The sequence below is a fragment of the Brevundimonas sp. genome (genome assembly GCF_046295595.1).
Classification (GTDB): Bacteria; Pseudomonadota; Alphaproteobacteria; order Caulobacterales; family Caulobacteraceae; genus Brevundimonas.
In genome coordinates, this window is the sequence record NZ_JBKBMX010000003.1 from 190,219 (window position 1) to 215,788 (window position 25,570).

The 25,570-nt window shown below is 68.0% G+C and carries 38 protein-coding genes and 1 pseudogene; 4 read left to right on the plus strand and 35 right to left on the minus strand.

Features of this window, described 5'->3' with window-relative positions; translation table 11 throughout:
• Positions 1 to 17: 17 nt before the first annotated feature.
• The 3 genes from ACK4JY_RS03415 to crcB are packed head-to-tail and all read right to left on the minus strand — an operon-like array spanning position 18 to position 2,115.
• Complete coding sequence (locus ACK4JY_RS03415; protein WP_409602831.1) at positions 18 to 692, minus strand: HAD-IA family hydrolase; 675 nt, start codon at positions 690 to 692, stop codon at positions 18 to 20.
• On the minus strand, positions 689 to 1,723 hold the full coding sequence (locus ACK4JY_RS03420) for an RluA family pseudouridine synthase (RefSeq protein WP_409602833.1): 1,035 nt from the start codon (positions 1,721 to 1,723) through the stop codon (positions 689 to 691). The genes ACK4JY_RS03415 and ACK4JY_RS03420 overlap by 4 nt, the downstream gene beginning before the upstream one ends.
• The gene (gene crcB, locus ACK4JY_RS03425) at positions 1,720 to 2,115 is read right to left on the minus strand and encodes a fluoride efflux transporter CrcB (protein ID WP_409602835.1); all 396 of its coding nucleotides are present in this window, start codon (positions 2,113 to 2,115) and stop codon (positions 1,720 to 1,722) included. The genes ACK4JY_RS03420 and crcB overlap by 4 nt, the downstream gene beginning before the upstream one ends.
• A gap of 220 nt (positions 2,116 to 2,335) precedes the next feature.
• Between crcB and ACK4JY_RS03430 the strand changes: the two genes are divergently transcribed.
• Positions 2,336 to 3,577 carry a hypothetical protein gene (locus ACK4JY_RS03430; RefSeq protein WP_409602837.1) on the plus strand — a complete coding sequence of 414 codons (1,242 nt, stop codon included), beginning with the start codon at positions 2,336 to 2,338 and terminating at the stop codon, positions 3,575 to 3,577.
• Between the two features lie 3 nt (positions 3,578 to 3,580).
• Here the strand turns inward: ACK4JY_RS03430 and ACK4JY_RS03435 are convergent, their stop codons facing one another.
• The 5 genes from ACK4JY_RS03435 to ACK4JY_RS03455 form a co-directional block, all read right to left on the minus strand.
• Positions 3,581 to 4,090, minus strand: a complete 510-nt coding sequence (locus ACK4JY_RS03435; protein ID WP_409602839.1) for a CC0125/CC1285 family lipoprotein — start codon at positions 4,088 to 4,090, stop codon at positions 3,581 to 3,583.
• Between the two features lie 37 nt (positions 4,091 to 4,127).
• Positions 4,128 to 4,871 carry an RluA family pseudouridine synthase gene (locus ACK4JY_RS03440; RefSeq protein WP_409602841.1) on the minus strand — a complete coding sequence of 248 codons (744 nt, stop codon included), beginning with the start codon at positions 4,869 to 4,871 and terminating at the stop codon, positions 4,128 to 4,130.
• A complete protein-coding gene (locus tag ACK4JY_RS03445) occupies positions 4,871 to 5,611 on the minus strand; it encodes a DUF72 domain-containing protein (RefSeq protein WP_409602843.1) in 741 nt (246 codons plus the stop codon). Before ACK4JY_RS03445 ends, ACK4JY_RS03440 begins: the two co-directional genes overlap by 1 nt.
• A gap of 34 nt (positions 5,612 to 5,645) precedes the next feature.
• A complete protein-coding gene (locus ACK4JY_RS03450; protein ID WP_409602845.1) occupies positions 5,646 to 5,906 on the minus strand; it encodes a hypothetical protein in 261 nt (86 codons plus the stop codon).
• A gap of 175 nt (positions 5,907 to 6,081) precedes the next feature.
• The gene (locus ACK4JY_RS03455; RefSeq protein ID WP_409602847.1) at positions 6,082 to 7,398 is read right to left on the minus strand and encodes a replication-associated recombination protein A; all 1,317 of its coding nucleotides are present in this window, start codon (positions 7,396 to 7,398) and stop codon (positions 6,082 to 6,084) included.
• Between the two features lie 72 nt (positions 7,399 to 7,470).
• On the opposite strand from ACK4JY_RS03455, the gene ACK4JY_RS03460 reads away from it, so the two are divergent.
• Positions 7,471 to 7,893, plus strand: coding sequence for a VOC family protein (locus ACK4JY_RS03460; protein ID WP_409602849.1), 423 nt, complete (start codon positions 7,471 to 7,473; stop codon positions 7,891 to 7,893).
• A gap of 12 nt (positions 7,894 to 7,905) precedes the next feature.
• Here ACK4JY_RS03460 and ACK4JY_RS03465 read toward each other — a convergent pair whose 3' ends face one another.
• Positions 7,906 to 9,279 carry a trypsin-like peptidase domain-containing protein gene (locus tag ACK4JY_RS03465; protein WP_409602900.1) on the minus strand — a complete coding sequence of 458 codons (1,374 nt, stop codon included), beginning with the start codon at positions 9,277 to 9,279 and terminating at the stop codon, positions 7,906 to 7,908.
• A 186-nt stretch (positions 9,280 to 9,465) separates the two neighbouring features.
• Here ACK4JY_RS03465 and ACK4JY_RS03470 point away from each other — a divergent pair, with 186 nt between their 5' ends.
• Entirely contained in the window at positions 9,466 to 10,392 is a 927-nt protein-coding gene (locus ACK4JY_RS03470; RefSeq protein ID WP_409602851.1) for an ABC transporter ATP-binding protein, read from the plus strand.
• A complete protein-coding gene (locus ACK4JY_RS03475) occupies positions 10,382 to 11,242 on the plus strand; it encodes a hypothetical protein (protein WP_409602853.1) in 861 nt (286 codons plus the stop codon). Before ACK4JY_RS03470 ends, ACK4JY_RS03475 begins: the two co-directional genes overlap by 11 nt.
• On the opposite strand, the gene ACK4JY_RS03480 is transcribed toward ACK4JY_RS03475, so the two are convergent.
• The 26 genes and pseudogenes from ACK4JY_RS03480 to rpsS form a co-directional block, all read right to left on the minus strand.
• Positions 11,214 to 12,131, minus strand: a complete 918-nt coding sequence (locus ACK4JY_RS03480; RefSeq protein ID WP_409602855.1) for a LysR substrate-binding domain-containing protein — start codon at positions 12,129 to 12,131, stop codon at positions 11,214 to 11,216. The genes ACK4JY_RS03475 and ACK4JY_RS03480 overlap by 29 nt on opposite strands.
• A gap of 185 nt (positions 12,132 to 12,316) precedes the next feature.
• Positions 12,317 to 12,790, minus strand: coding sequence for a GNAT family N-acetyltransferase (locus ACK4JY_RS03485; RefSeq protein WP_409602857.1), 474 nt, complete (start codon positions 12,788 to 12,790; stop codon positions 12,317 to 12,319).
• A gap of 14 nt (positions 12,791 to 12,804) precedes the next feature.
• Positions 12,805 to 13,173 carry a DUF4180 domain-containing protein gene (locus ACK4JY_RS03490; RefSeq protein WP_409602859.1) on the minus strand — a complete coding sequence of 123 codons (369 nt, stop codon included), beginning with the start codon at positions 13,171 to 13,173 and terminating at the stop codon, positions 12,805 to 12,807.
• Positions 13,174 to 13,244: 71 nt separating this feature from the next.
• Positions 13,245 to 13,664 (minus strand): 50S ribosomal protein L17, encoded by a 420-nt coding sequence (gene rplQ / locus ACK4JY_RS03495; protein ID WP_300292383.1) that lies wholly within the window; start codon positions 13,662 to 13,664, stop codon positions 13,245 to 13,247.
• 102 nt (positions 13,665 to 13,766) lie between these two features.
• Positions 13,767 to 14,786 carry a DNA-directed RNA polymerase subunit alpha gene (locus ACK4JY_RS03500; protein ID WP_409602861.1) on the minus strand — a complete coding sequence of 340 codons (1,020 nt, stop codon included), beginning with the start codon at positions 14,784 to 14,786 and terminating at the stop codon, positions 13,767 to 13,769.
• Between the two features lie 86 nt (positions 14,787 to 14,872).
• Entirely contained in the window at positions 14,873 to 15,262 is a 390-nt protein-coding gene (gene rpsK / locus ACK4JY_RS03505; RefSeq protein WP_122468702.1) for a 30S ribosomal protein S11, read from the minus strand.
• Between the two features lie 9 nt (positions 15,263 to 15,271).
• A complete protein-coding gene (gene rpsM, locus ACK4JY_RS03510) occupies positions 15,272 to 15,640 on the minus strand; it encodes a 30S ribosomal protein S13 (RefSeq protein WP_292096020.1) in 369 nt (122 codons plus the stop codon).
• A 138-nt stretch (positions 15,641 to 15,778) separates the two neighbouring features.
• Positions 15,779 to 16,507 carry an energy transducer TonB gene (locus ACK4JY_RS03515; protein ID WP_409602864.1) on the minus strand — a complete coding sequence of 243 codons (729 nt, stop codon included), beginning with the start codon at positions 16,505 to 16,507 and terminating at the stop codon, positions 15,779 to 15,781.
• Between the two features lie 59 nt (positions 16,508 to 16,566).
• Positions 16,567 to 17,130, minus strand: coding sequence for an adenylate kinase (locus ACK4JY_RS03520; RefSeq protein WP_409602866.1), 564 nt, complete (start codon positions 17,128 to 17,130; stop codon positions 16,567 to 16,569).
• 61 nt (positions 17,131 to 17,191) lie between these two features.
• Positions 17,192 to 18,583 carry a preprotein translocase subunit SecY gene (gene secY / locus ACK4JY_RS03525; protein WP_409602868.1) on the minus strand — a complete coding sequence of 464 codons (1,392 nt, stop codon included), beginning with the start codon at positions 18,581 to 18,583 and terminating at the stop codon, positions 17,192 to 17,194.
• 263 nt (positions 18,584 to 18,846) lie between these two features.
• Positions 18,847 to 19,287: pseudogene (gene rplO / locus ACK4JY_RS03530) on the minus strand (50S ribosomal protein L15); the annotation flags it as partial.
• A 223-nt stretch (positions 19,288 to 19,510) separates the two neighbouring features.
• Positions 19,511 to 19,708: a 50S ribosomal protein L30 gene (gene rpmD, locus ACK4JY_RS03535; RefSeq protein WP_056615260.1), complete on the minus strand. Its 198-nt coding sequence runs from the start codon at positions 19,706 to 19,708 to the stop codon at positions 19,511 to 19,513.
• 2 nt (positions 19,709 to 19,710) lie between these two features.
• On the minus strand, positions 19,711 to 20,328 hold the full coding sequence (gene rpsE / locus ACK4JY_RS03540; protein ID WP_409602870.1) for a 30S ribosomal protein S5: 618 nt from the start codon (positions 20,326 to 20,328) through the stop codon (positions 19,711 to 19,713).
• A 12-nt stretch (positions 20,329 to 20,340) separates the two neighbouring features.
• A complete protein-coding gene (rplR, locus tag ACK4JY_RS03545; RefSeq protein WP_409602872.1) occupies positions 20,341 to 20,703 on the minus strand; it encodes a 50S ribosomal protein L18 in 363 nt (120 codons plus the stop codon).
• Between the two features lie 3 nt (positions 20,704 to 20,706).
• Entirely contained in the window at positions 20,707 to 21,240 is a 534-nt protein-coding gene (gene rplF / locus ACK4JY_RS03550; RefSeq protein ID WP_409602874.1) for a 50S ribosomal protein L6, read from the minus strand.
• Between the two features lies 1 nt (position 21,241).
• Entirely contained in the window at positions 21,242 to 21,640 is a 399-nt protein-coding gene (rpsH, locus tag ACK4JY_RS03555; RefSeq protein ID WP_168049145.1) for a 30S ribosomal protein S8, read from the minus strand.
• A gap of 14 nt (positions 21,641 to 21,654) precedes the next feature.
• Complete coding sequence (rpsN, locus tag ACK4JY_RS03560) at positions 21,655 to 21,960, minus strand: 30S ribosomal protein S14 (RefSeq protein WP_168049147.1); 306 nt, start codon at positions 21,958 to 21,960, stop codon at positions 21,655 to 21,657.
• 20 nt (positions 21,961 to 21,980) lie between these two features.
• Positions 21,981 to 22,538 (minus strand): 50S ribosomal protein L5, encoded by a 558-nt coding sequence (rplE, locus tag ACK4JY_RS03565; protein WP_409602877.1) that lies wholly within the window; start codon positions 22,536 to 22,538, stop codon positions 21,981 to 21,983.
• Positions 22,538 to 22,846 (minus strand): 50S ribosomal protein L24, encoded by a 309-nt coding sequence (gene rplX, locus ACK4JY_RS03570; RefSeq protein WP_409602879.1) that lies wholly within the window; start codon positions 22,844 to 22,846, stop codon positions 22,538 to 22,540. Before rplX ends, rplE begins: the two co-directional genes overlap by 1 nt.
• A 2-nt stretch (positions 22,847 to 22,848) precedes the next feature.
• Positions 22,849 to 23,217 (minus strand): 50S ribosomal protein L14, encoded by a 369-nt coding sequence (gene rplN, locus ACK4JY_RS03575; protein WP_055832151.1) that lies wholly within the window; start codon positions 23,215 to 23,217, stop codon positions 22,849 to 22,851.
• An 18-nt stretch (positions 23,218 to 23,235) separates the two neighbouring features.
• Positions 23,236 to 23,478: a 30S ribosomal protein S17 gene (rpsQ, locus tag ACK4JY_RS03580; protein ID WP_409602881.1), complete on the minus strand. Its 243-nt coding sequence runs from the start codon at positions 23,476 to 23,478 to the stop codon at positions 23,236 to 23,238.
• 10 nt (positions 23,479 to 23,488) lie between these two features.
• Positions 23,489 to 23,686, minus strand: a complete 198-nt coding sequence (gene rpmC, locus ACK4JY_RS03585) for a 50S ribosomal protein L29 (protein ID WP_055832148.1) — start codon at positions 23,684 to 23,686, stop codon at positions 23,489 to 23,491.
• Entirely contained in the window at positions 23,683 to 24,126 is a 444-nt protein-coding gene (rplP, locus tag ACK4JY_RS03590; protein WP_324811736.1) for a 50S ribosomal protein L16, read from the minus strand. Before rplP ends, rpmC begins: the two co-directional genes overlap by 4 nt.
• Positions 24,127 to 24,129: 3 nt before the next feature.
• A complete protein-coding gene (gene rpsC / locus ACK4JY_RS03595; protein WP_409602884.1) occupies positions 24,130 to 24,885 on the minus strand; it encodes a 30S ribosomal protein S3 in 756 nt (251 codons plus the stop codon).
• A complete protein-coding gene (rplV, locus tag ACK4JY_RS03600) occupies positions 24,885 to 25,265 on the minus strand; it encodes a 50S ribosomal protein L22 (protein ID WP_056450358.1) in 381 nt (126 codons plus the stop codon). Before rplV ends, rpsC begins: the two co-directional genes overlap by 1 nt.
• Before the next feature lie 3 nt (positions 25,266 to 25,268).
• Positions 25,269 to 25,547: a 30S ribosomal protein S19 gene (gene rpsS / locus ACK4JY_RS03605; protein ID WP_183251169.1), complete on the minus strand. Its 279-nt coding sequence runs from the start codon at positions 25,545 to 25,547 to the stop codon at positions 25,269 to 25,271.
• Between the last annotated feature and the right edge of the window lie 23 nt (positions 25,548 to 25,570).

Sequence of the window (25,570 nt, forward strand, 5' to 3'; positions counted from 1 at the left end):
CGTTCAGGCTGCGCGGGTCAGGCGGGGCGGGTCAGGTCGGCGAAGCCGTCCAGCACCACCCCCAGTTCGGAGAAGGTTTCGGCGACGTGGCGGGCCCCGGCGGCGCGCTGTTCCTCGACCGTATGGAATCCCCAGGCGACGCCGAGCGGCAGGACGCCGGCGTTGCGGGCCATCAGGATGTCGTGGGCGGTGTCGCCGATCATCACCGTGCGGGCGGGGTCGCTGTCGCAGGCGGCCATGGCGGCGTGCAGCATGGCCGGGTCCGGCTTGCCCGGGCCATCCTCGGCGCAGTGCGACGACAGGAACATGTCGGCCCAGCCCTCGCGAGCGAGGTTGCGGGCGACGCCGCGGCGGTTCTGGCCGGTGGCCAGGGCCAGACGCCAGCCGTCGCGATGCAGGCGGCGCAGGGTGGCGGTCGCCTCGGGATAGAGGGGCTCCTCGTGGCCGTCGTCGTACATCCGCTGGAAGCTGGCGCGGAAGCCGGCGATGAAGCGGGCCAACGTCGGCGCGTCCAGCCCGGGCTCCAGCACCGCCATGGCGTGCTCCAGCGACAGACCGACGATCTGGCGGACGCGGTCGTATTCGGGCTCGGGCAGGCCGATGTCGCGCGCGGCCTCGCAGGCGGCGCGATGGATCGAGGCGCGGCTGTCGACGAGGGTGCCGTCGATGTCGAAGATTGCGAGGGGTCTCATCGGATCCGCTTGACCCCTTCGAACGGGTCGCTCTCGTTCCCTTCCGCCTCCTCGAAGCCGAAATGGGCGAAGCCGGCGCGCATCTCGGGGCTCAGCGGGGCCTCGACGATCAGGACGCCGCCGCGCGGGTGGTCCAGCTCGATGCGGCGGGCGTGGAGCTGCAGCTTCAGGCCGGTGGACAGCTCTTTCGATTTCTCGTCGCCGTATTTGCCGTCGCCGAGGATCGGATGACCGATGGCGGCCATGTGTGCGCGCAACTGGTGCGTCCGGCCGGTGAAGGGCCGCAGGGCCATCCACGACGCACGGTGGGCGGCGCGGCTGAGGGTGGCGAAGGCGGTCTCGGCCGGCTCGCCGCGCGGGTCCTTGCGGTCGGCGGGGCGCATCATCTCGAAGTCGTTGATGCCCGTCTTCTTCAGCGGCATGTCGATCTGGCCGGCGGCGGGCTTGGGGTTGCCGATGACGATGGCCCAGTAGGTCTTCTTCGCCTGGCGCCGGGCGAAGGCGCCGGCCAGCCGTTTGGCCGCCTCGGGGCCCTTGCCGAGCAGCAGGACGCCCGAGGTGTCGCGGTCGAGCCGGTGGACCAGACGCGGGCGATCCATCCCCTCCCCCCAGGCCGACAGCAGGCGGTCGACGTGGCGGCTGGTCTTGGTGCCGCCCTGGACGGCGAGGCCGTGCGGTTTGTTGATGGCGATGACCATGTCGTCCTCATAGAGGACCAGAGACTTGGCGAATTTGATGTCCTGGGGGCTCAGCGTGTGGACGTCGCCGGCCTGACGCGAGGTGTCGTCGGGGATCGGCGGGACGCGCACGGCGGCGCCGGCGGTCAGGCGGCCTTCGGGCTTGATGCGGGCGCCGTCGACGCGGATCTGGCCGCTGCGGGCCATCTTCTGCACCTGGATGTTGGATAGATGCGGCCAGCGCCGGCGGAACCAGCGATCCAGCCGGATGCCGTCCTCCGCCTCGGCCACATAGATCGTCAGGACCTCGCGTTTGGGGGCGGGTTCCGATTCCTGGATGGGTTCGTCAGTCAAAGGGCGGCTCCGAAGGCGCGGCGGGCGACCATCAGGCCGATAAACAGGGCGGCGATCGACAGGACCACCGAGGCGGCGACGTAACCGCCGGCCATGGCCAATTGACGGCGCTCGATCATCAGGGCGGTCTCCAGCGAAAAGGCGCTGAAGGTGGTGAAGCCGCCCAGCACGCCGACGGCCGCGAACAGGCGCAGCGACTCGGCCTGCACCCCGCCACGGAAGGCCAGCCAGCCGGCCAGCAGCCCCATCAGCAGGCCGCCGACGACATTGACCGCGAGCGTGGCCCAAGGCCAGGTCGCGGCCGGGAAAAGGCGGAAGGCCCAGAGGCCGACGCCGTAGCGCGCCATGGCGCCGAGGGCCCCGCCGGCCGCGACGATCAGAAGTCGTGTCATGATGCGGCGCTTATACTGCACCCAGCGGCAAAACGAAGGAGGCCGCGCGCGCCCGCCGCTTCATCGCCAGCCTGACCGAAACTTCACTTGCCGGGCGATACGGTTAACGGCGATACCTGAACGGCACGGCTCAGCTTCGCGTAACGAGGGAAGGCCGTCGGTCCGGGGGCGACGATCCGCCATAGTGCCGGACCATCGATGGAAGGACCGCCGAAGCGCCATGTCGCACGACGATCACAGCCACGCCCCGCACGACCACGATCCGCACGGTGCCGACCCGCATGCGGCGCCCGCCGACGGCGGTCACGGCGGCCAGGGTCATGACGCCCGGTCGAGCGGCATCGACGTCGCCGCCAATCCCCCGCCCCGCGGCGCCGCCGACGTGCAGGACCGCGCCGTGCCCTCGGCCACGCCGCCGCGCCGCACCGGGCCGCTGCGCAATCCGGAAGGCATCCTGCACCCGATCCAGGACAGCGAGTATTTCTCTGAGGACCCGGAAGCGACCGACCGGGTCTCTGCCCATATCGACGAATATTTCAACCAGCCGCTCGACATCTTTCCGTTCTGGGAGACCGAGGGAAAGCCGGACCGTTTCCACGTGCTGTTCGCCCGCCAGATCGAGGAGCGGTTCCCGGTCGACAACGATCTGAGGGCGCACATCTACACCTACGGCCGCAGGGTGTTCGACGCCCTGCGGGTGCATGTGCTGTCGAAGCGGCTGACCCAGGCGCTGGCCATGGCGGCCTTCGGCGTGCTGGCGGTGCTGGGCCCGACCTGGTTCAGCCGCTGGACCGGCACGGACGCCGCGGGCGCGGCCATCGCCGGCGGCGCCATGCTTGTGGCCCTGGGCCTCTACTGGGGCATCCAGCAGATCCTGTTCATCCAGTACCGGTTCCGGCTGGAGAACGACTCCTACCAGCTGTCACGCGAGATCGTGCAGCGGACGCGCGAGCTGCAGAACCTGTTCACCACGGGCCGGGCCATGGCCGACCAGGCCGAGACCCGCTACCAGCAGGACGGCAAGGCCTGGGGCCTGCGCGCCATGTATCTGACCCGCCTGACCATGTGGCTGGGCGCGCGCATGGAGTACCTCGAGAAATACGTCCAGATGGAGCTGTGGCGGGTGCGGCGCGAGCGCTACTGGATGCGCTGGCTGGCGCGGCTGCTGACGCCCGCGGTCTTCCTGATCGGCGTCGCCGTGATCGCCGTCCAGTCGGCGCCGGTCGGGCACGAGATCGCCTTCCGCGGGCTTCAGGCGCTGGCCATCGGCCTGTCGGCCGTGGTCGGGCTGCTGTCCTACTTCCTCTGGCAGACCCCGACCTCGGCGGTGCAGGACAAGCTCGGCATCGAGAACTGGGTCCGCTACGCCTCACTGGACGTCGACAACGCCGTCGCCGACCAGGTGCGGCGCGACAAGGAGCGGCTGGTCGAATACCGGGCCCTGACGCGCGGGGGCCGCTAGGGGCTAGAGACCCCGGCCGCGCAGGCTGTCCTGGACGCCGCGGGCGTCATAGGCGTTGGGGCGGGCGGGCGTTTCGCCACGGCCCATCACCACTTCCAGCGCCGTCGAGGTCGGCGACGGGCCGCTGAAATTCAGGCCGACGCCGACGCCGACGCCCGAGCTGCGATAGTTGCCGTATCGACCGCCGTAGCTGCTGGAGCCCGCGCCGACCGAGACGCTGGGACGCAGCCCACCGGCGCTGTCGAGGCGGCCGTCGGTCCAGCGCTGGGTCACCTCGAACCAGTCATAGCCCTCGGCGGTGGTCAGCTCGGCGGCGCGCAGCAGGGCCATGTCGGCCACCGGACCCGGCGCGCCGACGCCGTTGTAGGTGACGCGGAAACGGTTGGATTCTATGCGCTGCTCGACATAGCCCTGACCGCCCGGCCCGGTCTGGGGGCCGTAGGGGGCGAGGCTGGCGCAGGCCGACAGGGCGAGGCCGGCGGCGGCGATCATGGGCAGGGTCAGGCGGTTCATGGCGGCAGCTCCGGGGTTCACCTGAAATAGCGCCGGGCTAGCGGGATTGTTCCTGGAGACCCGCCGCCGTCTTCAGCGCCGCGAAATCGGCGGGGAGCGGCGCCTCGACGGTGAGCTCTCCGCCGCCCTCCGGATGCGGGAAGGTCAGTTTCGCCGCATGCAGCATCAGCCGCGGGGCGGCGCGGCCGGCGAAGGTCAGGGCGCCGCCGTAGCGCGGATCGCCCACCAGCGGCCGGCCGATATGGGCCATGTGCACGCGCAGCTGGTGCATCCGGCCGGTCAGCGGCTCCAGCTCGACGAGGGCGCCGTCCTCCGAGGCCGAAAGCGTGCGGTAGTGGCTCTGGGACCCTTGGGCGCCAGGGGCGTCGAAGGCGCAGACCCGCATATAGCTCTCGCGGCCGATCTCCTGCCGCACCAGCGGGGCGTCGATCTTGCCGGCGGGCCGCTCGGGCGCGGCGGAGACGAGAGCCAGATAGGTCTTCTTAAACCGGCGCATTTGCAACGCCTTGCCGAGGAAGCCGGCGGCCGGCTTGGTCTTGGCCGTGAGGATGACGCCGGAGGTGTCGCGGTCGAGCCGGTGGACCAGCTCGGGCCGCTTGCCGTTGGAACGCATGAAGGCCCACAGCAGGTCGTCGAGGGTGTGCGCCTTGATCCGCCCGCCCTGGCTGGACAGGCCGGCGGGCTTGTTGAGGACGAGGATGTGGGCGTCCTCGTGCAGCACCCACGAACGGATGGCGGCGATCTCGTCTTCTGACAGGGTGATCGGGGGGGCGGCGGACATCAGACCCGCTCTTGGCCCACGGCCGTCATCACGGTCAAGGCGTCGGGCAGGGCCTGGGACCCGGCGGTGTTGTCGAGGATGCACCAGGTCGGGCGGGCGTCGGCGTCCCGACGGAGGCGAAGAGCGAGATCCGCCAGCACTTCGGGCGGGTAGGCCGAATAGTACATCCGCGGCGAACCGTGCAGACGGAAATAGCTCAGCCCGCGCCAGCCGCCCGGGTCGGCGGCTCCCGCCGGTTTGGCCGGGTCGGCGGCGACGCGGGCGATGCGGCGGTCGGCGAGCCATGCGTCGACCGCGGGCGTGAACCAGTCGGCATGGCGGGGCTCACAGACTACCGGGACGTCGATGCGCGCCCGGACGGCGGCGAAGAAGGCGTCGGCGGTCGCCGCGTCGTATTTCAGACTCGGCGGCAACTGGACGAGGAGGACGGCCAGCTTCGGCCCCAAGCCCCCGACCTCGCCGCAGAAGCGGTCGAGGATGACGTCGGGGTCCGCCAGCCGTTGACCGTGCGTCAGCAGGCGGGGAAGCTTGACCGAAAAACGGAACGCGTCGGGCGTCGATTCAGCCCACCGCTCGTACGTCGTACGGCGGTGCGGACGGTGAAAGCTGCTGTTGATCTCCGCCGCGTTCATCACCCGGGCATAGCGCTCCAGATGCGCGCCCGCGCCGGGGAGGCGGTCGGCCACGGCGGCCGGAAGGCTCCAGCCGGCCGTGCCGATCCTCAGATCGAAAGACGCCATACGGGGCGAAGCCGCGAGGCCCCGCCCCGGTTCCTCAGCGTAGAACGCCCTTCTTCGCCATGGTCCAGGCGTACCAGGCGAGGAAGGCGGCGATCAGAGCGATGACCCAAGGCATGTAGCGCATCATCGCCATGTTCGCGGGCAGCGGCGGCGGATCGATCACCTGACCCAGGGCGCCCCAGACCCCGAGAGTCCACGGCACATACATCCACGCCGGCATGCCGAGGAAGTAGTCGATCGTCGCCTGGTCCAAGCCGCTGGCGCGCAGGTAGGGCTCACGCTCCGTCGTCGTCATGATGAAGTCGTACGCGCCAAAGCCATTCCACAGCGGGCTTACGCCGCCCACGGCCCATAGGCGCCAGGGCGTCGAGGTGTCATCTTCATGGTGTCGGTCATTGTCCCCTCCCAGTCCCCTCCCAAGGAATTTCCGAGGGGCGGAAGATGAGCCGAAACCGACGTTACGGCAACGGTTACCCTGACGCGCCGTCGTCGGACATCCGCGCCCTGAGCGCCGCCCAGCGGTCGAGCCGCTCCTTGACCTTGGCCTCGTGCCCCTCGCCCTTCGGGGCGTAGAAGACGCGGCGCTCCATCTCGTCGGGGAAGAAGTTCGCGCCGGAGAAGCCCTCCGGCGTGTCGGGGTCGTACTGGTAGCCCTTGCCGTAGCCGAGCGACTTCATCAGTTTGGTCGGGGCGTTGCGGATGTGGGCGGGCGGCATCAGCGAGCCGGTCTCGGCCGCCGCCCGCTTCGCCGCCTTGAAGGCTTCGTAGACGCCGACCGACTTGGGCGCGGTGGCGAGGTGGACCACGGCCTGGGCGAGGGCAAGCTCGCCCTCCGGGGAGCCGAGGAAGTCGTAGGTATCCTTGGCCGCATTGGCGACCAGCAGCGACAGGGGGTCGGCCTCGCCGATGTCCTCGACCGCCATGCGGACGATGCGGCGGGCCAGATACAGGGGATCCTCGCCGCCGTTCAGCATCCTCGCCAGCCAGTACAGGGCCGCATCCGGGTCCGATCCGCGAACCGCTTTATGCAGCGCGGATATGAGGTTATAGTGCTCTTCTCGACTCTTGTCGTAAGCCGGCGCGCGCTTCTGCAGGATGCCGGCGAGGGCCTGGACGTCGAGCGGTTCGGTCGAGGTCAGGTCGAACAGCACCTCGGACATGGTCAGCAGGTAGCGGCCGTCGCCGTCGGCCAGGGCCGTGAGCGCGTGACGCGCCTCGGGCGTCAGGGGCAGGGTCTTGCCCTCTTGGGTCTCGGCCCGAATCAACAGTTGATCGAGGGCGGCGTCGTCGAGGCGCTTGAGGACATAGACCTGCGAGCGGGACAGCAGGGCGCCGTTCAGTTCGAACGAGGGGTTTTCGGTCGTGGCCCCGACGAGTGTGATCACCCCCTCCTCCACGAACGGCAGGAAGCCGTCCTGCTGGGCGCGGTTGAAGCGGTGAATCTCGTCGACGAACAGCAGGGTCGACTGGCCCGCGGCGCGGCGCATGCGGGCGGCCTCGAACGCCTTCTTCAGGTCGGCGACGCCCGAGAAGACCGCACTTATCTGCTGGAACTGATAGCCGGCGGCCTGGGCCAGCAGGCGGGCGATGGTGGTCTTGCCGGTGCCCGGCGGGCCCCACAGGATCATCGAACCAAGCCGCCCGGCCTCGACCATGCGGCGGATCGGACCGCCCTCCCCGAGCAGGTGATCCTGCCCCACGACCTCCTCCAGCGTGCGCGGGCGCAGGCGGTCAGCGAGCGGTGCGTCGGGAGGATGGATGCCGGAGGCTTCGAACAGATCGGTCATGTGCGCTCAGAGATAGGCGTTACCGGCGGCGGTTTCACGCGTTAGTATCGGCCTGCCGCAAAGGAGACGCCGATGGCCGAAGATCAAAACGTCCAGGGCCCGACTTCGGGCGTCACGCCGCATCTGGTGATCCCGTCACGCGGCGGCCAGGCGGCGCTGGAATTCTACACCCGCGCCTTCGGCGCGCGCGTGCTCGACCAGAAGCCGGCCGAGGACGGCGAGCGACTGATCCACGCCCATCTGCGGATCAATGGCGCCAGCGTCATGCTGCACGACGAATTTCCCGAGTATGGCGGAGACCAGGATATCGTGCCCACGGGCGTCACCCTGCACCTGCAGGTCGACGACGCCGACGAATGGTGGACGCGAGCCCTGCTGGCCGGGGCCATCCCGACCATGCCGATGGCCGACCAGTTCTGGGGCGACCGCTATGGCCAGCTGAAGGACCCCTTCGGCCACAGCTGGTCGATCGGCGCGCCGATCAAGGCGCCTTAGCGAACCCCAGGGTCAACGGATCACGCCGCTGATGCGCCGGCCGCGACGCTCAAGGACGACCTCGGACCCGCGCGCAACGTCGGCCAGCTGCGACACGGCGGTCACGGGGCGGCCGTTGACGGTCAGAAGGACGTCGCCCCCCTGCACCCCGGCCCGATGGGCGTAGCTGCCGCGTTGCACGCGCCCGACGATCACGCCGGTGGCGAACGGATCGCCGCCGAGACTGTCGGCCAGGGCCGGATTGAGGGCCAGCACCTGGGCGCCCGACAGGACCCCGGACTGGATGACCGCGGCCTTGTCGACATCGGCATCGCCCGGCAGGCGCTGCACCCGGGCGGTGAGGGTCTGGGTTCGGCCATCGCGGAGGACGGCGACGGCCACGTCGGCGTTCGGCTCGCGCGTTCCAACGCGGAAATTCAGCCCGCCCTGGTCGTTGACCTCGGCGCCGTCGATGGCGGTGATCACGTCGCCCTCGCGCAGGCCGGCGCGGGCCGCCGGGCCGCCGGCGTAGACTTCCGTAACCACCAGACCTTGCGGCCGCTCGAGGCCGAGGCTGCGGGCGATGTCGGCGCTGACCGTCTCGCCCTTAACGCCCAGCCACGGCCGGACCACGGCGGTGGCGCCGCCGACGGCTGAGTCCACCACCCGCTTCACCAGCGTCGCCGGCACGGCGAACCCGACTCCGGACGACGAGCCCGAGCGCGAGAAGATCGCGGTATTGATGCCGATCAGATCGCCGTCCATGTCCACCAGCGCCCCGCCCGAATTGCCCGGGTTGATGGCCGCGTCCGTCTGGATGAAGGAGCCGCTGTCGCTGATGCCCGTCTCGGTCCGGTTCAGGGCCGAGATGATGCCGTTGGTGACCGTCTGGCCGACGCCGAACGGATTGCCGATGGCCAGCACCAGATCGCCGATCTGCTGTTCCTCGCGGTCGTCGATGTTCAGCGTCGGCAGGCTCTCCCCGACATTTTCCAGCTGCAGCACGGCGATGTCGGAGCGGGCGTCGGCCAGCACCACACGGGCCGAGAACTCGCGGCGGTCGTTCAGGGTGACGCGGATTTCCTGCATGCCCTCGATGACGTGGTTGTTGGTCACCACCACCCCGTCCGGGCGGACGATGACGCCGGAGCCGACCGAGCCGGTCTGACGCTGGCCCGGGATGCCCCAGAAGGGATCGCGGACCTGCTGCACGCCGCGGGCGGAGATGTTGACCACGGCCGGCGCGGCCTCGCGCACCACGGGGGCGAAGCTGGCCTTCATCGACAGGGCGTCGCCCGGCACGGTCCGGTTGTCGGCGAAGACGCCGTCCTGGGCCCTGGTGTCGCTGGGCTGGCCGCAGGCGGCGAGCGACAGGGCGAGAGTGATCGCGAGGCTGCTGGTCTTCATTATCATCCGGGGGGTCATGAAGGCGTTGTACACCGAGTTCGCTCCGATTTTTGGACACGATCAAGGCGCGGGCTGGTTCAAACGGTTACGATTTGCTCACGTTCCGGACCCCCGACTTCTCATGTTGCAAAAGGGTAATGCCATGCCGTCTTGCGCCGGGGCGCGACGCACGCTCAACCTGAGGCCATGACCGCTGTTATCGATACGCCCGTTATCCAGGTCGTGGGGCTGACCAAGACCTACGGGGCCGTGCGCGCCCTCGACGGGCTGGACCTGTCCATCCCGCGCGGCGGGGTTTATGGCGTGCTGGGGCCCAACGGGGCCGGCAAATCGACTTTATTCCGCATCCTGCTGGGCCTGATCCGCGCCTCGAACGGCACCGCCAGCGTGATGGGCGGCGGCGTCGGCGACGTGGCGGCCATGCGCCGCATGGGCTCGATGATCGAAACGCCGCGCTATCCGCCCTATCTGACCGCGCGACAGGTGCTGCGCTGGCTGGCGCTGGCGCATGGCGTCGGCGGCGAGAGCGACATCCCCTACTGGCTGGAGCGGGTCGGATTGACCGAGGCGGCGGACCGCCGGGTGCGCGGCTTCTCGGTCGGCATGATGCAGCGCCTCGGCGTCGCCGCCGCCCTGCTCAGCAAGCCGGAGCTGATCATCCTCGACGAACCGACCAGCGGCATGGACCCGCCCGGCATCCAGGACATGCGGGCCCTGGTCCGCAGCCTGGCCGACGACGACGGCGTCACCGTCGTGCTGGCCAGCCACCAGTTGCTGGAGGTGCAGCGCATCTGCGACCGCGTCGCCATCCTCAACAAGGGTCGTCTGGTCCGCGAGGGCTCGGTCAACGAGCTGACCGCGGTCGGCGAGCGGCTGCGTCTGTCGGTCGTCTCGACCGCCCCGGCGCTGGCGGTTCTCGGGGCCCGGGGCGCGCTGGAGGGCGACGCCGTTCTGGCCGACGTCAAACGCCCCGAAGGACCGGCCCTGATCCGCGCCCTGGTCGAGGCCGGGGTCGAGATCAACGAGGCCCGCTGGGTCGGCGCCGATCTGGAAAGCATCTTCTTCACCGAGACGGGCGCCGTGCAGACGCCGGAGACGATCCATGCTGGTTGACGCCGTTCGCGCCGAAGGCTTCCGCCTGTCGAAGAACCGGACGCTGGTGTTTCTCAGCGTGCTGCTGACGCCCCTGCTGTTCGCCGTCGGCGGGACCGGCTTCCACCTGATCAGCAAGGCCAAGGGCGAGGAGGCCGCGGCGACCGCCGGCCTGACCGTCCCCGTCGAGTCCGCCGCCGTCAATCTGGGCGACGCCCTGAGCATGGGCGCGGGCGCCGGCGCCAATGGGCTGATCCTCGTCTTCATGCTGATCGCCGCGGCCACGCTGTACGCCGGCGACTACCGCTGGGAGACCTGGCGTCTCATCACACCGCGCAACGGCCGCGTCGCCCTGCTCCTGGGCAAGGTCGGGGTGTTCAAACTGCTGGCGCTGGCGGCCATGGTCGCCTTCCTGGTGGCGACCTTCGTCTTCTTCATCGCCCAGGCCGTGGTCTATGAGCGGCCGCTGACCTTCAGCTACACATTGGCCCAACTCGGCGGCTTCGCCGTGGTCTGGCTGCTGTCGTGGATCCGCATCATCCAGTTCGCCATGGTCGGCCTCCTGACGGCGGTGATGACCCGCTCCTTGCTGGCGGCCCTGTTCGTCCCCTGGGCCCTCGGGTTCGGCCAGCAGATGCTGGGGCAGTTCATGCCGCTGATCGGCTGGGAGCCGCAGATGTGGGCGCCGCAGTTGGTGCTGCCCGGCCTCGCCTATGACACGCTGAAGGCGGCGGTCGCGCCGGGGCCGCTGGAGGCGCCGCTGACCGACGCCACGGTCTGGCGTTCGCTGATCGGCTTCACCCTGTGGACACTGGTTCCGCTGGCCCTGTCGATCTTCTGGTTCAAACGCCAGGATCTGTCGAAGGAATAGGCGGCGGGCTGACAGCTCCCTCGGCCACCAGCCAGTCGCGGAAGGCGTCGATCGCGGCGTCCTTGCGCCCGGCCGGGCGCAGGAAGGCGAACTGCGAGGGCCGCAGCGCGAAACCGAACGGCGCCACCAGCCGGCCCGCGGCGATATCCGGCGCCACGAAGGCCCACGGCGCGATGGCCACGCCCATGCCGGCCGCCGCGGCCTCGATCATCGAGTGATTGTGCGCGAACTCGCGCTCGACCCGCGCCGGCGGCAGGGCGACGTCGGTCAGGTCGCTCCACACCCGCCAGCTCTCAGGGAAGGTGGCGGCGTGCAGCCTGGGCAGGGCGGCGAAGGCGTCCAGCGACTGCCCCGGCGGCGTCACATGCGGCGCGGCCACCGCGCCCTGATACTGCGGCAGGAAGGGCGTCACCTCGGCGCCGGGCGTCTCTGTTCCCGGATTGAGGATGCGGATGGCGCCGCTGAACCGATCGCGGGCGAAGTCGACCGGCGCGTACGATTCCGACAGCCGGACGCGGACCTCGGGATGGGCGGCGAGGAAGGTCCCCAGCCGCGGGATCAGCCATTTCAGCGCCAGGGTGCCGAGGCAGGAGATCTCGATCTCGCGATGATCGCCGGGCCGCGCCGCCGCGACCGCGTCGTTGATCACGGCGAACCCCGTCGACAGCCGGGCCGCCAGCTCTGCTCCGGCAGGCGTCAGAGCCAGTCGGTGCCGCGGACCGGTCACCAGCGGCGTGCCCAGCGCCTCCTGCAGGGCGCGGACCTGACGGCTGACGGCTCCGTGGGTGACGCACAGTTCGGCGGCGGCGGCGGTCATGCCGCCAAGGCGGGCGAAAGCCTCGAAGGCGCGCAGGGCGTTCAGCGGCGGCGACGGCGGCGGGCGCGACATGTGACCTCAGCTCACAACGTCAGACGGTTTAATCGATTTCGGCCAGGCTTCAAATCGGCTTCAAACTGGCCGATGCCGCTGTTCGACAAACCCCCGCCCCCGCCGCGCCGCACCCTGTGGGACCGGCTCGCCTATGGCCTGTGCGCCATCCTGATCTGGTTGGCCGTGCTGTACGAGGCCTTCGGCTAGAGTCGTTTCTCCATCCACACGTCGGCCCGGGCGTAGGGGCTGGGCCGGGGCGGCAGGTCAACGAAGCCGAAGCGGCGGTAGAGGGCGCCGGCCGGCTTCAAGGTGCTGCTGGTCTCCAGATACAGGCGCGGGGCTCCGGCCGACCGGGCCGCGGCCTCGCAGGCCTCGAGCAACCGGCGGCCGAGTCCGAGGCCGCGCGCGGCCGGCGACACGGTCATCTTGGCCACCTCATAGCCGCCGTCGTCCATCGCCATCAGGGCGCAGCAGCCAATGGCCTCCCCTGCCCGTTCCGCCATGAAGATGCGTCCGCCCGGATCCAGTATGGCGCCCTGCGGATCGTCAATGACCTTGCGGTCCTTCTCCTCGACCACGAAGCCGCCCTCGGCCAGCCAGGCCTCGTTCAGCCTCGCCCAAGCCGACCCATGGCGCGGCTGGTAGTCGACGATCTGGACAGGGGCGATTTGCGACATGCCGTCTCTCGGGCTCAGCGGGCCTGGAGCCGGGCTTCGAGGGTCGGCAGATCAGGCACGAACCAGACCCGGTCGCCGGCGTTGGACTCGCGGACGAAATCCCGCAGGGCCTCGCTGGACGCAACCGCCGCCGAGATGTCGCCGACGATCGCCAACCGGACCCGATAGGTGACGAATTTCTGGATGACCGCCCCGGCCAGGCCGGTCCGCAGGCGCAGGAAGCCTTCACCCAGCCGGGCCGTCGGCAGGACCAGCCAGTCGACCTCCTTGCCCCACAGCCCGCCGATCAGATTTACGGCGTCCACCTCGGCGGCGATCGGAGGCCCCTCTGCAGGACAGAGGAAAACGGCCCGTCCGCCCAGCACCGTCGTTTCCCCGTCCATCCGCATCTCCGAAACGAAAAAGGGCGGCCGGATCGCTCCAGCCGCCCCTTCGAAGCCCCAACGAAGAAGGCTTACGCCTCTTCGTCGCCCTCGATTTCATAGACCGGACCCGAGTCCTGGCCCTTGGCGTCGACGTCGCGGTCGACGAACTCGATCACGGCCATGGCGGCGTTGTCGCCGTGGCGGTAGCCGGCCTTCATGATGCGGATGTAGCCGCCGTTACGGTCGGCGTAGCGCGGGCCGATCGTCTCGAACAGCTTGCCCACCTGCGGCACGTCACGGACGTGGCTGATGGCCTGACGACGCGCGTGCAGGTCGCCCTTCTTGGCGAGCGTGACCAGCTTCTCGACGAAGGGACGCAGTTCCTTCGCCTTGGGGAGGGTGGTCGTGATCTGCTCGTGCTTGATCAACGAGGCCGCCATATTGGCGAACATCGCGGTCCGGTGGCTGGCCGTACGGCCGAGCTTGCGATAGGCGGCGCCGTGGCGCATCGGGGTCTCTCCTACTCACCCTGGTTTCCACGACAGCGGACCTGGGGTTCTCTCATTCTAACCGCTCCGTCAGCCGTGACGGCCTGGGGCGGAGGGTTGAAACTAGATCTGGTCGTCGAACTTCTTGGCCAGGTCTTCGATGTTTTCCGGCGGCCAGTTGGGCACATCCATGCCGAGGCTGAGCCCCATGGTCGCCAGCACTTCCTTGATCTCGTTCAGCGACTTGCGGCCGAAGTTCGGGGTGCGAAGCATCTCGCCCTCGGTCTTCTGGATCAGGTCGCCGATGTAGACGATGTTGTCGTTCTTCAGGCAGTTGGCCGAACGGACCGACAGCTCGAGTTCGTCGACCTTCTTCAGCAGGGCCGGGTTGAACGGCAGGTCGGGCTTGCCGTCCGCCTGTTCCACGGCCTTCTTCGGCTCGTCGAAGGTGATGAAGATCTGCAGCTGGTCCTGCAGGATGCGCGAGGCGTAGGCCACCGCGTCAACCGGCGAGACGGCGCCGTTGGTCTCGACCTCGAGGATCAGCTTGTCATAATCCAGCGACTGGCCCTGACGGGTCGGCTCGACACGGTAGGCGACGCGCTTGACCGGCGAATACAGGGCGTCGACGGCGATCAGGCCGATCGGCGCGTCTTCCGGACGGTTCAGCTCGGAGGCGACATAGCCCTTGCCGTTCTGGACGGTCAGTTCCATCCGCACCGAAGCGCCGTCGTCGAGCGTGCAGATCACATGGTCGGGGTTCAGCACCTCGATGTCCGAGGGGACGTCGATCTGGCCGGCGGTCACCGGGCCGGGGCCCGTGGCGCGCAGGGTCATGCGCTTGGGGCCCTCGGCGTGCATGCGCAGCGCCAGCTGCTTGATGTTCAGCACGATGTCGACGACGTCTTCGCGCACGCCTTCCAGCGACGAGAATTCGTGGACGACGCCGTCGATCTGGATCGCGGTCACGGCGGCGCCTTGCAGCGACGACAGGAGAACGCGGCGCAGGGCGTTGCCGAGCGTCACGCCGAAACCGCGTTCGAGGGGCTCGGCGACCAGGCGCGCCTTGCGCAGCGGGTCGGAGCCGGCCTCGATCTGCGGCTTCTCGGGACGGATCAGCTCTTGCCAGTTACGTTCGATCATGGATGTCCCTCGGGAAACGGAGTTCGCCGGTCCCTCGCTCCTCGTCAGGGGCGGCAGGACCGGCGGAGAATAGTCAGTCGGCTCGCTTAGACGCGGCGGCGCTTGGGCGGACGGCAACCGTTGTGCGGCATCGGCGTGACGTCGCGGATGGTGGTGATGGTCATGCCGGCGGCCTGCAGGGCGCGCAGGGCCGACTCACGGCCGGAGCCGGGACCCGAGACGTTGACTTCCAGCGTCTTGACGCCGTGTTCGCCGGCCTTCTTGGCCGCGTCCTCGGCGGCCATCTGGGCGGCGTACGGGGTCGATTTGCGCGAACCCTTGAAGCCCATGTGCCCGGCCGAGGACCAGGAGATGGCGTTCCCCTGGGCGTCGGTGATGGTCACCATGGTGTTGTTGAAGGACGCATTCACGTGGGCGACGCCCGAGGTGATGTTCTTGCGCTCGCGCTTCTTTACGCGACCCGGTTCCTTGGCCATGTGTCTGTCTTACTTCTTCTTGCCGGCGATCGGCTTGGCGGGACCCTTGCGGGTGCGGGCGTTGGTGTGCGTGCGCTGGCCGCGGACCGGCAGGCCCTTGCGGTGACGCAGGCCGCGGTAGCAGGCCAGGTCCATCAGACGCTTGATGTTCATCGACGTCTCACGACGCAGATCGCCCTCGACGGTGTGATCGCGGTCGATCGTCTCGCGAATCTGCAACACTTCCGCGTCAGTCAGCTGGTTGACGCGGCGTGCGGGCTCAATCCCGACCTTGGCCGTGATGTCCTTCGCCGCATGCGCGCCGATGCCATGAATGTACTGAAGCGCGATTTCGACGCGCTTGTTGGTCGGGATGTTGACGCCAGCGATACGGGCCACGAAGCTCTCCAGATACGCGTGTGCGGACGCAACAAACGCTCCGGTCAACAGACCAGGAGCGCCGACGCCCTTCGCGGAAGCGCGCCTTATACAGGGGATTCTGTTCCCGTCAACGGCCGGGGCGCGGTTTGGCCCGGGTCAGGACCGGCCGAACTCCAGCACGACCGTAACGGTGACCGAGTCGTCATAGGCGCCATTCAGGGTGGCCGGCCGGAACCGGTACAGGTCGCGGGCGGCCGCCAGACCGGCCTCGGCGAAGCCCTGACCGCCGGGGGTCGCCCTCAGGACGGTGCATTGCTCCAGACGACTGTCGCGGGCGATCCGGCAGCGCAACTCGACCACGCCGGTGACGCCCCGAGCGAGCGCTTCCCGGGGATGGTAGCGCCGCAGATCCTGCATGGCGGGACGGCGCAGGTTCTGTGGGCCCGTACGCGTCCCGCGACCGGGGCCGTCTCCAGCGCCGATGCCCGAGCCCGCTCCGGTCCCCTGCCCGCCCTGACCCATGCCGGGCGTCGGCGAGGCGATGGGCGCGACGCCGACGACAAGCGTGGGCTCCGGGGCCTGCTCGCGGGGCGCGGGCACTTCGGGCGGGATAGGCTCGCGCGGCGGCGGCGGGACATGGATGCGCGACGGGGCGGCCGGGGCCCCGCCCCCGGGATCCTCGGAGGGTTCCTCGGGAGGCGGCGGGGGGGGCGGTGGCGGCGAAGGGCGGAACAGCTCGACCTCGATCACCGGCGGGAGCACCAACGGCGGGCCGGGCTCGGTGCGCGCAATCAGGGCGAACACCCCGGCGTGGGCGATCAGCACCACGGCGAAGGCGCCGGCCTTGCGCAGCCGGTCAGGCGTAAACAGCGTTCTGATTTCCACCGGTCGGATATGCCTCATACGGCATGAACGCGCCGGGACGGAAAGCGCTCAGCTTTCGTTCAGGCGTCGAGGGCGGCGTCGATGGCGGCCGAGACGGTCTCGATATCGCCCATGCCGTCGATTTCGGTCAGCAGTCCCTTGTCGGCGTAATAGGGCAGCAGGGGCGCGGTCTGGCGGTTGTAGACCGCCAGCCGGTCCTTGAAGGTCTCGGGGTTGTCATCGGGCCGGGCCTGTTCGGCGAACCGCTTGGCGATGCGGTCCGTCAGGGCGGCGTCGTCGACCTTGAGGCGGATGACGCTGTCGATCTTGGCGCCGCGCCGGGCCAGCATGGCGTCCAGCGCCTCGGCCTGGGCCACGGTGCGGGGGAAGCCGTCGAAGATGGCGCCGCCGGCGGCCTCGGACTCAGCCAGCCGGTCCTCGATCAGGGCGATGACGATCTCGTCGGTGACCAGGTCGCCGCGGGCCAGCACGTCCTTGACCTTGAGGCCGAGCTCCGAGCCGGAGGCGATGGCGGCACGCAGCATGTCGCCGGTCGACAGCTGGACCATGCCGCGGGTTTCCACCAGCCGCTTGGCCTGGGTCCCCTTGCCCGCCGCGGGCGGGCCGAACAGGATCAGGTTCATCGACGCCCCTCCCCGGGCCTTGGGCTCAAGTAGCGCGAAGCGCGATAGCCCACCAACAACTTCAGCGCCGCGCAGGGGCGGTGACGCCCTTGCCGCGGGTCTGGCCGCCCCGGCCGCGCAGCTTGGCCTTTTTGATCAGGCCTTCGTACTGGTGCGCCAGAAGTTGCGACTGGATCTGGGCCACCGTGTCCATGGTGACCGAGACGACGATCAGGATCGAGGTGCCGCCGAACAGCAGGCCCCCGCCCAGCTGGGCGCCGATGAACTCGGGCACAAGACAGACGGCGGTGATGTAGATGGCGCCGATGGTGGTCAGGCGGGTCAGGACATAGTCGAGATACTCGGCCGTGCGCTTGCCCGGACGGATGCCCGGCAGGAAGCCGCCGTATTTGCGCAGGTTCTCGGCCGTGTCCTCGGGATTGAAGGTGATCGAGGTGTAGAAGAAGGTGAAGAAGATGATCAGCGCGCCGTAGAACACCATGAAGATGGGCTGGCCGTGCTGCATCTGGGCGGTGAAGGCCGGCAGCCAGTCCAGCCAGGCCGGCAGGTCGGCGCTCGCGGTCATCTGCGCCACCGTCGTCGGCAGCATCAGCAGGGACGAGGCGAAGATCGGCGGAATGACGCCGGCGGTGTTGACCTTCAGCGGCAGGAACGAGCGCTCGCCCCCCGCCATCCGGTTGCCTTCCTGGCGTTTCGGATACTGGATCAGCAGCCGGCGCTGGGCCCGCTCCATGAAGACGATGAACACGACCACGCCGATGGCGAGGGCCGAGATCATCAGCAGGACGAAGGGCGACATCAGGCCCTGCTGGGCCATGCCGAACATGCGGGCCAGGGTGCCCGGCAGGACAGCGACGATGCCGGCGAAGATGATCAGCGAGATGCCGTTGCCGACGCCGCGCGCCGTGACCTGCTCGCCCAGCCACATCAGGAACATGGTGCCGCCGGTCAGGACGGTGACGGTCGAGACGATGAAGAACAGGCCCGGCTGGTCGATCAGCCCGGGCTGGGCGTTCAGCCCGATCGCGATGCCGGTCGACTGGAACAGGGCAAGGACGACGGTCAGATAGCGGGTGTACTGGTTCAGCTGCTTGCGGCCGCTTTCGCCGCCCTCTTTCCGCAGCTTCTCCCACGGCGGATAGACCGCGCCCATCAGCTGGACGATGATCGAGGCCGAGATGTAGGGCATGACGTTCAGGGCGAAGACGGCCATCCGCTCGACGGCCCCGCCCGAGAACATGTTGAACATGTCGAGGATGCCGCGCTGGCCGTCCGGATCCTGGAAGAACTGCAGGAAGGCGTCGGAATTGATCCCCGGGATCGGCACATAGGTGCCGACGCGGTAAACCAGCAGAGCCAGCAAAGTGAACAGCAGACGCTTGTGCAGCTCGGTCGCTTTCGCGAACGAGCCCATGTTCATGTTTGCTGCGAGTTGTTCGGCGGCCGAAGCCATGTGTCGTCACCCCGACTGATCAGAAGGCGGCGTATCGGACGTGAATCCGGCGCCAGCGTCCAGATAGGCGAAGGGCACCCTCTTAGCGAGAGCGCCCCTCAAGCTTATTTTGCAGTGCGAGCCGCGGTGCGGGTCGTACGGGCCGAGATCTTGTTGGCGTCGCCACGCGGGGCCTTGGCCGGCGGAGCCTTGCCCTTGGCGGCGTTGCGCTTCTCGATGCGCGCGGCGGCCTTGGCTTCAGCGGCGATGCGCTCCTGGACGATCGTGCCGCCAGCGGCCTCGACGGCCTTGACGGCGCCGGCCGAGGCCGACCAGACGACCAGGTTCAGCTTGCCCTTGATCTCGCCGGTGCCCAGCAGACGGACGCCGTCCTTGACGCGACGGATCACGCCGGCGGTCACCAGGGCGTCGCCCTTGATCTCGTTCTTGATGTCGATCTTGCCGGCGTCGATGGCGTCCTGCAGGCGCCACAGGTTCACTTCAGCCAGCTTCAGCGCGTTCGGATTGTTGAAGCCGCGCTTGGGCATCCGCATGTACAGCGGCATCTGGCCGCCTTCGAAGCCGCCGATGGCGACGCCCGAACGCGACTTCTGACCCTTGACGCCGCGACCGGCGGTCTTGCCCTTGCCCGAGCCCGGGCCGCGGCCGACGCGCATGCGCTTCTTGTGGGCGCCTTCGTTGTCGCGAATTTCGTTCAGTTTCATGTGCCTGATCCTTTCGGGTGCTAGCGCCCGCTCAGGGAGCGGACTCGGCTGTAATGGTCTCCCTCCCCGTTCGGGGAGGGTGGCGGCGTAGCCGCCGGGTGGGGGCGCTTATAAGCAAACCGCCTCCGAAATAGCAAATGAGGGCCGCTCGCCGAGCCGCCCCCACCCTGTCGTCGTAAACGACGACATCCCTCCCCCGAGGGGGAGGGAGATCTGTGTACGCTTACTTTTCGACGATCTCGGTCAGGTGCGCGACCTTGGCGATCATGCCGCGAACCGAGGGGGTGTCTTCCAGCGTGGACTCGCGGCCCATGCGGTTGAGACCCAGGCCCATCAGGGTGGCGCGCTGGTCCGACTTGCGACGGATCGGGCTGCCGGTCTGGCGGACCGTGACGGTGGCTTTGGATTCGGTCTTGGCCATGGTCAGGCTTCCTGCGCTTCAGGCGCCGCTTCCGGAGCCGAGGCGCCGTCATTGCGACGGCCCATCAGATCGGCGACCTTCTTGCCGCGCTTGGACGCGACCTGACGGGGCGACGACTGGACCTTGAGGGCCTCGAACGTGGCGCGGATCATGTTGTAGGGGTTCGACGAACCGGTCGACTTGCCGACGACGTCCTGGACGCCGAGGGTTTCGAGCACGGCGCGCATCGGACCGCCCGCGATGACGCCGGTCCCGGGAGGGGCGGCGCGCATCATGATCTTGCCGGCGCCCCAACGGCCCGAGCCGTCGTGGTGCAGGGTGCGGTTCTCGCGCAGCGGAACCTTGATCATCGTCTTCTTGGCTTCTTCGGTCGCCTTGCGGATGGCTTCCGGCACTTCGCGCGCCTTGCCGTGACCGAAGCCGACGCGGCCCTTGCCGTCGCCGACGACCATCAGGGCCGCGAACGAGAACCGGCGGCCGCCTTTGACGGTCGCGGCGACGCGGTTGATGTGCACCAGCTTCTCGACGATGTCCGAATCCGGACCGTCGACGGGAGCGTTGCGGTTGTCACGACGGTTGCGATCATTGCCGCCGCCGCCGCGTTGGGGTGTTTGCGCCATCTGTCGCGTCCCTTAGAAATTCAGGCCGGCTTCACGCGCGGCTTCCGCCAGCGCCTTCACCCGTCCGTGATAGATGTAGCCGCCGCGGTCGAAGACGACGTCCTTGACGCCCTTCTCGATGGCGCGTTCGGCGATCAGCTTGCCGATCGCGGCCGCGGCCGCGGTGTCCGAACCCTTGGCCTTCTTGCCCTTTTCGCCTTCCAGCGAAGAGGCGGAGGCCACCGTGACGCCCTGGACGTCGTCGATGATCTGGGCCGAGATGTTCTTGTCCGAACGGTGGACCGAGAGGCGCAGGCGGCCGTTGGCCACAGCCTTCAGGCGGCGGCGAGTGCGTTCCGAGCGGCGCTTGGCGTTCTGTTTGAGCGTGGTTGCCATGACCTACTTCTTCTTGCCTTCCTTGCGCCGGACCTTTTCGCCCGTGTAGCGCACGCCCTTGCCCTTGTAGGGCTCCGGCGGACGCAGCTTGCGAATGACGGCGGCGATCTGACCGACGGCCTGCTTGTCGGCGCCGGAGATCTTGATTTCCGTCTGCTTGGGCACCGTGAAGGTGACCCCGGCCGGCGGCTGGATGTCGACGTCGTGCGAGAAGCCGAGCTGCAGCGACAGGGCGTTGCCCTTCATCGCGGCGCGGTAACCGACGCCGACCAGGTCCAGGCTCTTTTCAAAGCCGGTGGTGACGCCGACGACCATGTTGTCGACGAGGGTGCGCGAGAGGCCCCACATGGCTCGCGAACGCTGGTTGTCCTCACGGATCGCCAGGTTCAGGCCGTCGTCACCCTGGGTGACTTCGATCTCTTCCGCGACGGTCCACGAGCGTTCGCCCTTGGGACCCTTCACCGAGACGGTCTGGCCGTCGAGCGTGACAGTCACGCCTTTCGGAATCTCGATGGTGCGTTTTCCGATACGGGACATCTTAGTAGACCCTGCAGAGGACTTCGCCGCCCACCTTGGCTTCGCGAGCCGCGGTGTCCGACATGACGCCCTTGGACGTGGAGAGGATCGAGATGCCGAGGCCGTTCTTGATCGGCTTCAGATCGGAGATCGCGGAGTAGACGCGGCGGCCCGGCTTGGACACGCGGGCGATCTCGGCGATGACCGGCTGGCCGTCGAAGTATTTGAGCTCGATCTCGAACTGCGGGAATTCACCGGGGTTCTGAACCAGCGAATAGCCGCGGATGTAGCCTTCGTCCTGCAGCACGTCGAGGACGCGCTGGCGCAGGCGGGAAGCCGGGGTGAGCACCTTGGAACGCTTGCGCATGGCGGCGTTCCGGATGCGGGCGATCATGTCGCTCAGGGGATCGTTGATCATCATGTCTGTCGCTCCCCTTACCAGCTGGACTTGGTCAGGCCCGGGATCTGACCCAGGTTGCCGAGTTCACGCAGGGCGATCCGGCTCATCTTGAGCTTGCGGTAATAGGCGCGCGGACGGCCCGTAACCTCGCAGCGGTTGCGAATCCGGTTGGCGGCCGAGTTACGCGGCAGCTCCGCCAGCTTCAGGCGCGCTTCGAAGCGTTCCTCAAGCGGCAGGGATTCGTTGTTGGCGGTCGCCTTCAGGGCGGCCCGCTTGTCGGCGTATTTCGCGACGAGGGCTTTCACCATCTCGTTGCGGTTCACGGCGCTCTTCTTAGCCATTGTGCTCTATCCCTTCCCGCTCAGTTCACGAACGGGAACTTGAACTCGGTGAGGAGAGCCTTGGCCTCCTCATCGGTCTTGGCCGTGGTGCAGACGATGATGTCCATGCCCCACATCTGATCGATCTGGTCGTAGTTGATCTCGGGGAACACGATGTGTTCCTTCAGACCGGTGGCGTAGTTGCCGCGACCATCGAAGCTGGTGCCCTTGAGGCCCCGGAAGTCCTTCACCCGCGGCAGCGCGATGGTGATGAACCGGTCGAGGAACTCATACATCTGGTCGCCGCGCAGCGTGACCTTGCCGCCGATGACCATGCCCTCGCGCAGCTTGAAGCCGGCGATGGAGTTGCGGGCCTTGGTGGCGACCGGCTTCTGACCGGCGATCGCGGCCAGATCCTTGAGGGCCGCGGTGGCCTTCTTGGTGTCAGCCACGGCTTCGCCGATGCCCATGTTGAGGACGATCTTGTCCAGCTTGGGCACCTGCATCGGGTTGGTGTAACCGAATTTCTCGGTCATCACGGCGCGGATGCGGGCCTGGTACTCGTCCTTCAGACGAGGCGTGTATTTGGTGTCGGCCATCAGATGACGTCTCCCGTCGTCTTGGCGAAGCGGACCTTCTTGTCCCCGTCGATCTTGAAGCCGACGCGGGTCGCCTTGCCGTTGGCGTCGGCGATCGCGACGTTCGACAGGTGAAGCGACGCTTCCTTGTTCTTGATGCCGCCCTGGGGGTCGGCCTGGGTCGGGCGGGTGTGGCGCTGGACCATGTTGATGCCCTGCACCAGCACGCGGTTCGCGGACGGGAGCACTTTCGTGACCTTGCCCGTACGACCCTTGTCCTTGCCGGTCAGGATGACGACGTTGTCGCCAGTTTTGATCTTGGCGGCCATGACTACAGGACCTCCGGAGCCAGCGAGATGATCTTCATGTGGTTCTTGGCGCGCAGTTCGCGGGGAACCGGGCCGAAGATCCGCGTGCCGACGGGCTCGTTCTGCTTGTTGACGATGACGGCGGCCGACTTGTCGAAGCGAATGACAGAGCCGTCCTTGCGCATGATGTCCTTGGCGGTGCGCACGACGATGGCGCGCACGACGTCGCCCTTCTTCACGCGGCCGCGGGGAATGGCTTCCTTGACGGAAGCGACGATCGTGTCGCCCACCGAGGCGTAGCGGCGCTTGGAGCCGCCCAACACCTTGATGCACATGACCCGGCGAGCACCCGAATTATCGGCTACCTCCAGGTTAGTTTGCATCTGGATCATGGGATCCGATCCTTCTGGTTACGAGGCCGAGGCGGTGGAAAGAACTTCCCAACGCTTCAGCTTGGACTTCGGGGCGCACTCGACGATGCGGGCCAGATCGCCGACCTTGTGGGCGTTGGCTTCGTCGTGAGCGTGATACTTCTTGGACAGGCGGACGGTCTTTTTCAGGACGGGGTGAAGCAGGGTGCGCTCCACCTTGACCACGATGGTCTTGTCGCCCTTGTCGGAGACGACCACGCCTTCGAGAATACGTTTCGGCATCGGTGTCTCCTTAACCCGCCGCGCGGTTCGCACGCAGAAGCGTGGAAATACGGGCGATGTCCTTGCGCACTTCCGAGACCCGATGGGTCTTTTCCATCTGGCCGGTGGCGGCCTGGAAGCGCAGGTTGAACTGTTCCTTCTTGAGCTTCAGCAGCTCGTCGGACAGCTGGTCGGGCGTCTGGGCCCGGAGATCGGCGATCTTGGTCATGCGCCAACGTGCTCCACATGCGAGACGCCGGCGTCGAGGCGGGTGACCACCTTGGTGCGAACCGGCAGCTTGGCGGCGCCAAGACGCAGGGCCTCACGGGCGATGTCGTCCGGCACGCCGTCGATTTCAAACAGGATCCGGCCCGGGTGGCAGCGCGCCGCCCAGTGGTCCACGGCGCCCTTGCCCTTGCCCATCCGGACTTCGGCCGGCTTGCCCGTGACGGGCAGGTCGGGGAAGACGCGGATCCAGACGCGGCCCTGACGCTTCATCTGGCGGGTGATCGCGCGGCGGGCCGCCTCGATCTGACGCGCGGTGATGCGTTCCGGCTCGACCGTCTTCAGCCCGTAGGAGCCGAAGTTCAGCGAGAAGCCGCCCTTGGCGGAGCCATGGATCCGGCCCTTGAAGGCCTTGCGGTATTTGGTCTTTTTCGGTTGCAGCATGATTTAGCTCTCACGTCCCCGGTCGCGACGCGGACCGCGATCGCCGCGGGGGCCGCCGCGTTCACGGCCTTCGTTGGACGACGGGCCGGCAGCTTCCTGGGCCCAGCGCTTGTCCTGCGCCATCGGATCGTGCTCGAGCACCTCGCCCTTGAAGACCCACACTTTGACACCGATGATGCCGTAGGTCGTCTTGGCCTGGATGAAGCCGTAGTCGATGTCGGCGCGCAGGGTGTGCAGCGGCACACGGCCTTCGCGATACCATTCCATCCGCGCGATTTCCGCGCCGCCGAGGCGTCCCGAAACATTGATGCGGACGCCCTTGGCGCCGAGGCGCATGGCGGACTGCATCGCGCGCTTCATGGCGCGGCGGAAGGCGATACGGCGTTCCAGCTGCTGGGCGATGTTCTCGGCGATCAACTGGGCGTCGGTCTCGGGCTTGCGGACCTCGACGATGTTCAGGTGAACCTCGCCTTCGGTCTGGGCCGCGATGTCCTTGCGCAGCTTTTCGATGTCGGCGCCCTTCTTGCCGATCACGACGCCCGGACGGGCGGCGTAGATCGTCACGCGGCACTTCTTGTGCGGACGCTCGATGATGATGCGCGACACGCCGGCGGCGTTCAGGCGCTCTTTCAGCCACGTGCGCAGCTTGAGGTCCTGGTGCAGCAGCTTGGCGTAGTCCGCGCCGCCGGCGAACCAGCGGCTGTCCCACGTACGGTTGACGCCGAGGCGCAGACCGATCGGATTGACTTTCTGACCCATCAGGCGGCCTCACCGGCTTCGCGGACCACGATGGTGATCTCCGCGAAAGGTTTCAGGATACGCGACGAGCGGCCACGAGCGCGGCTCGCGAAACGCTTCATCACCAGGTTCTTGCCCACGAAGGCCTCAGCAACGACCAGATTGTCGATGTCGAGGTTGTGGTTGTTCTCGGCGTTGGAAACGGCCGAATACAGGACCTTGCGAACGTCGGTGGCGATGCGCTTGCGGCTGAATTCCAGCTCGTTCAGCGCTTTTTGCACCGGCAGGCCGCGGATCGACTGGGCGACCAGGTTCAGCTTTTGCGGGCTGATCCGGACATTCACCAGCTTGGCGCGGGCTTCGGTCGGGGCGACCCGACGGGGGTTTTTGGTCTGGGCCATCAGTTATTTCCTTTTGGCCTTCTTGTCCGCCGCGTGCCCGGGGAACGACCGGGTCGGGGCGAACTCGCCGAGCTTCATGCCGACCATTTCTTCGGAGACCGACACCGGCACATGCTTCTGGCCGTTGTGGACGCCGAACGTCAGACCGACGAACTGCGGCAGGATGGTGGAGCGGCGCGACCACGTCTTGATCACGTCCTTGCGGCCCGACGTCGAGACGGCGTCGGCCTTCTTGAGCAGATACCCGTCGACAAACGGGCCTTTCCAGGAGGAGCGGGCCATCTTTAGCGAGCCTTCTTAACGTG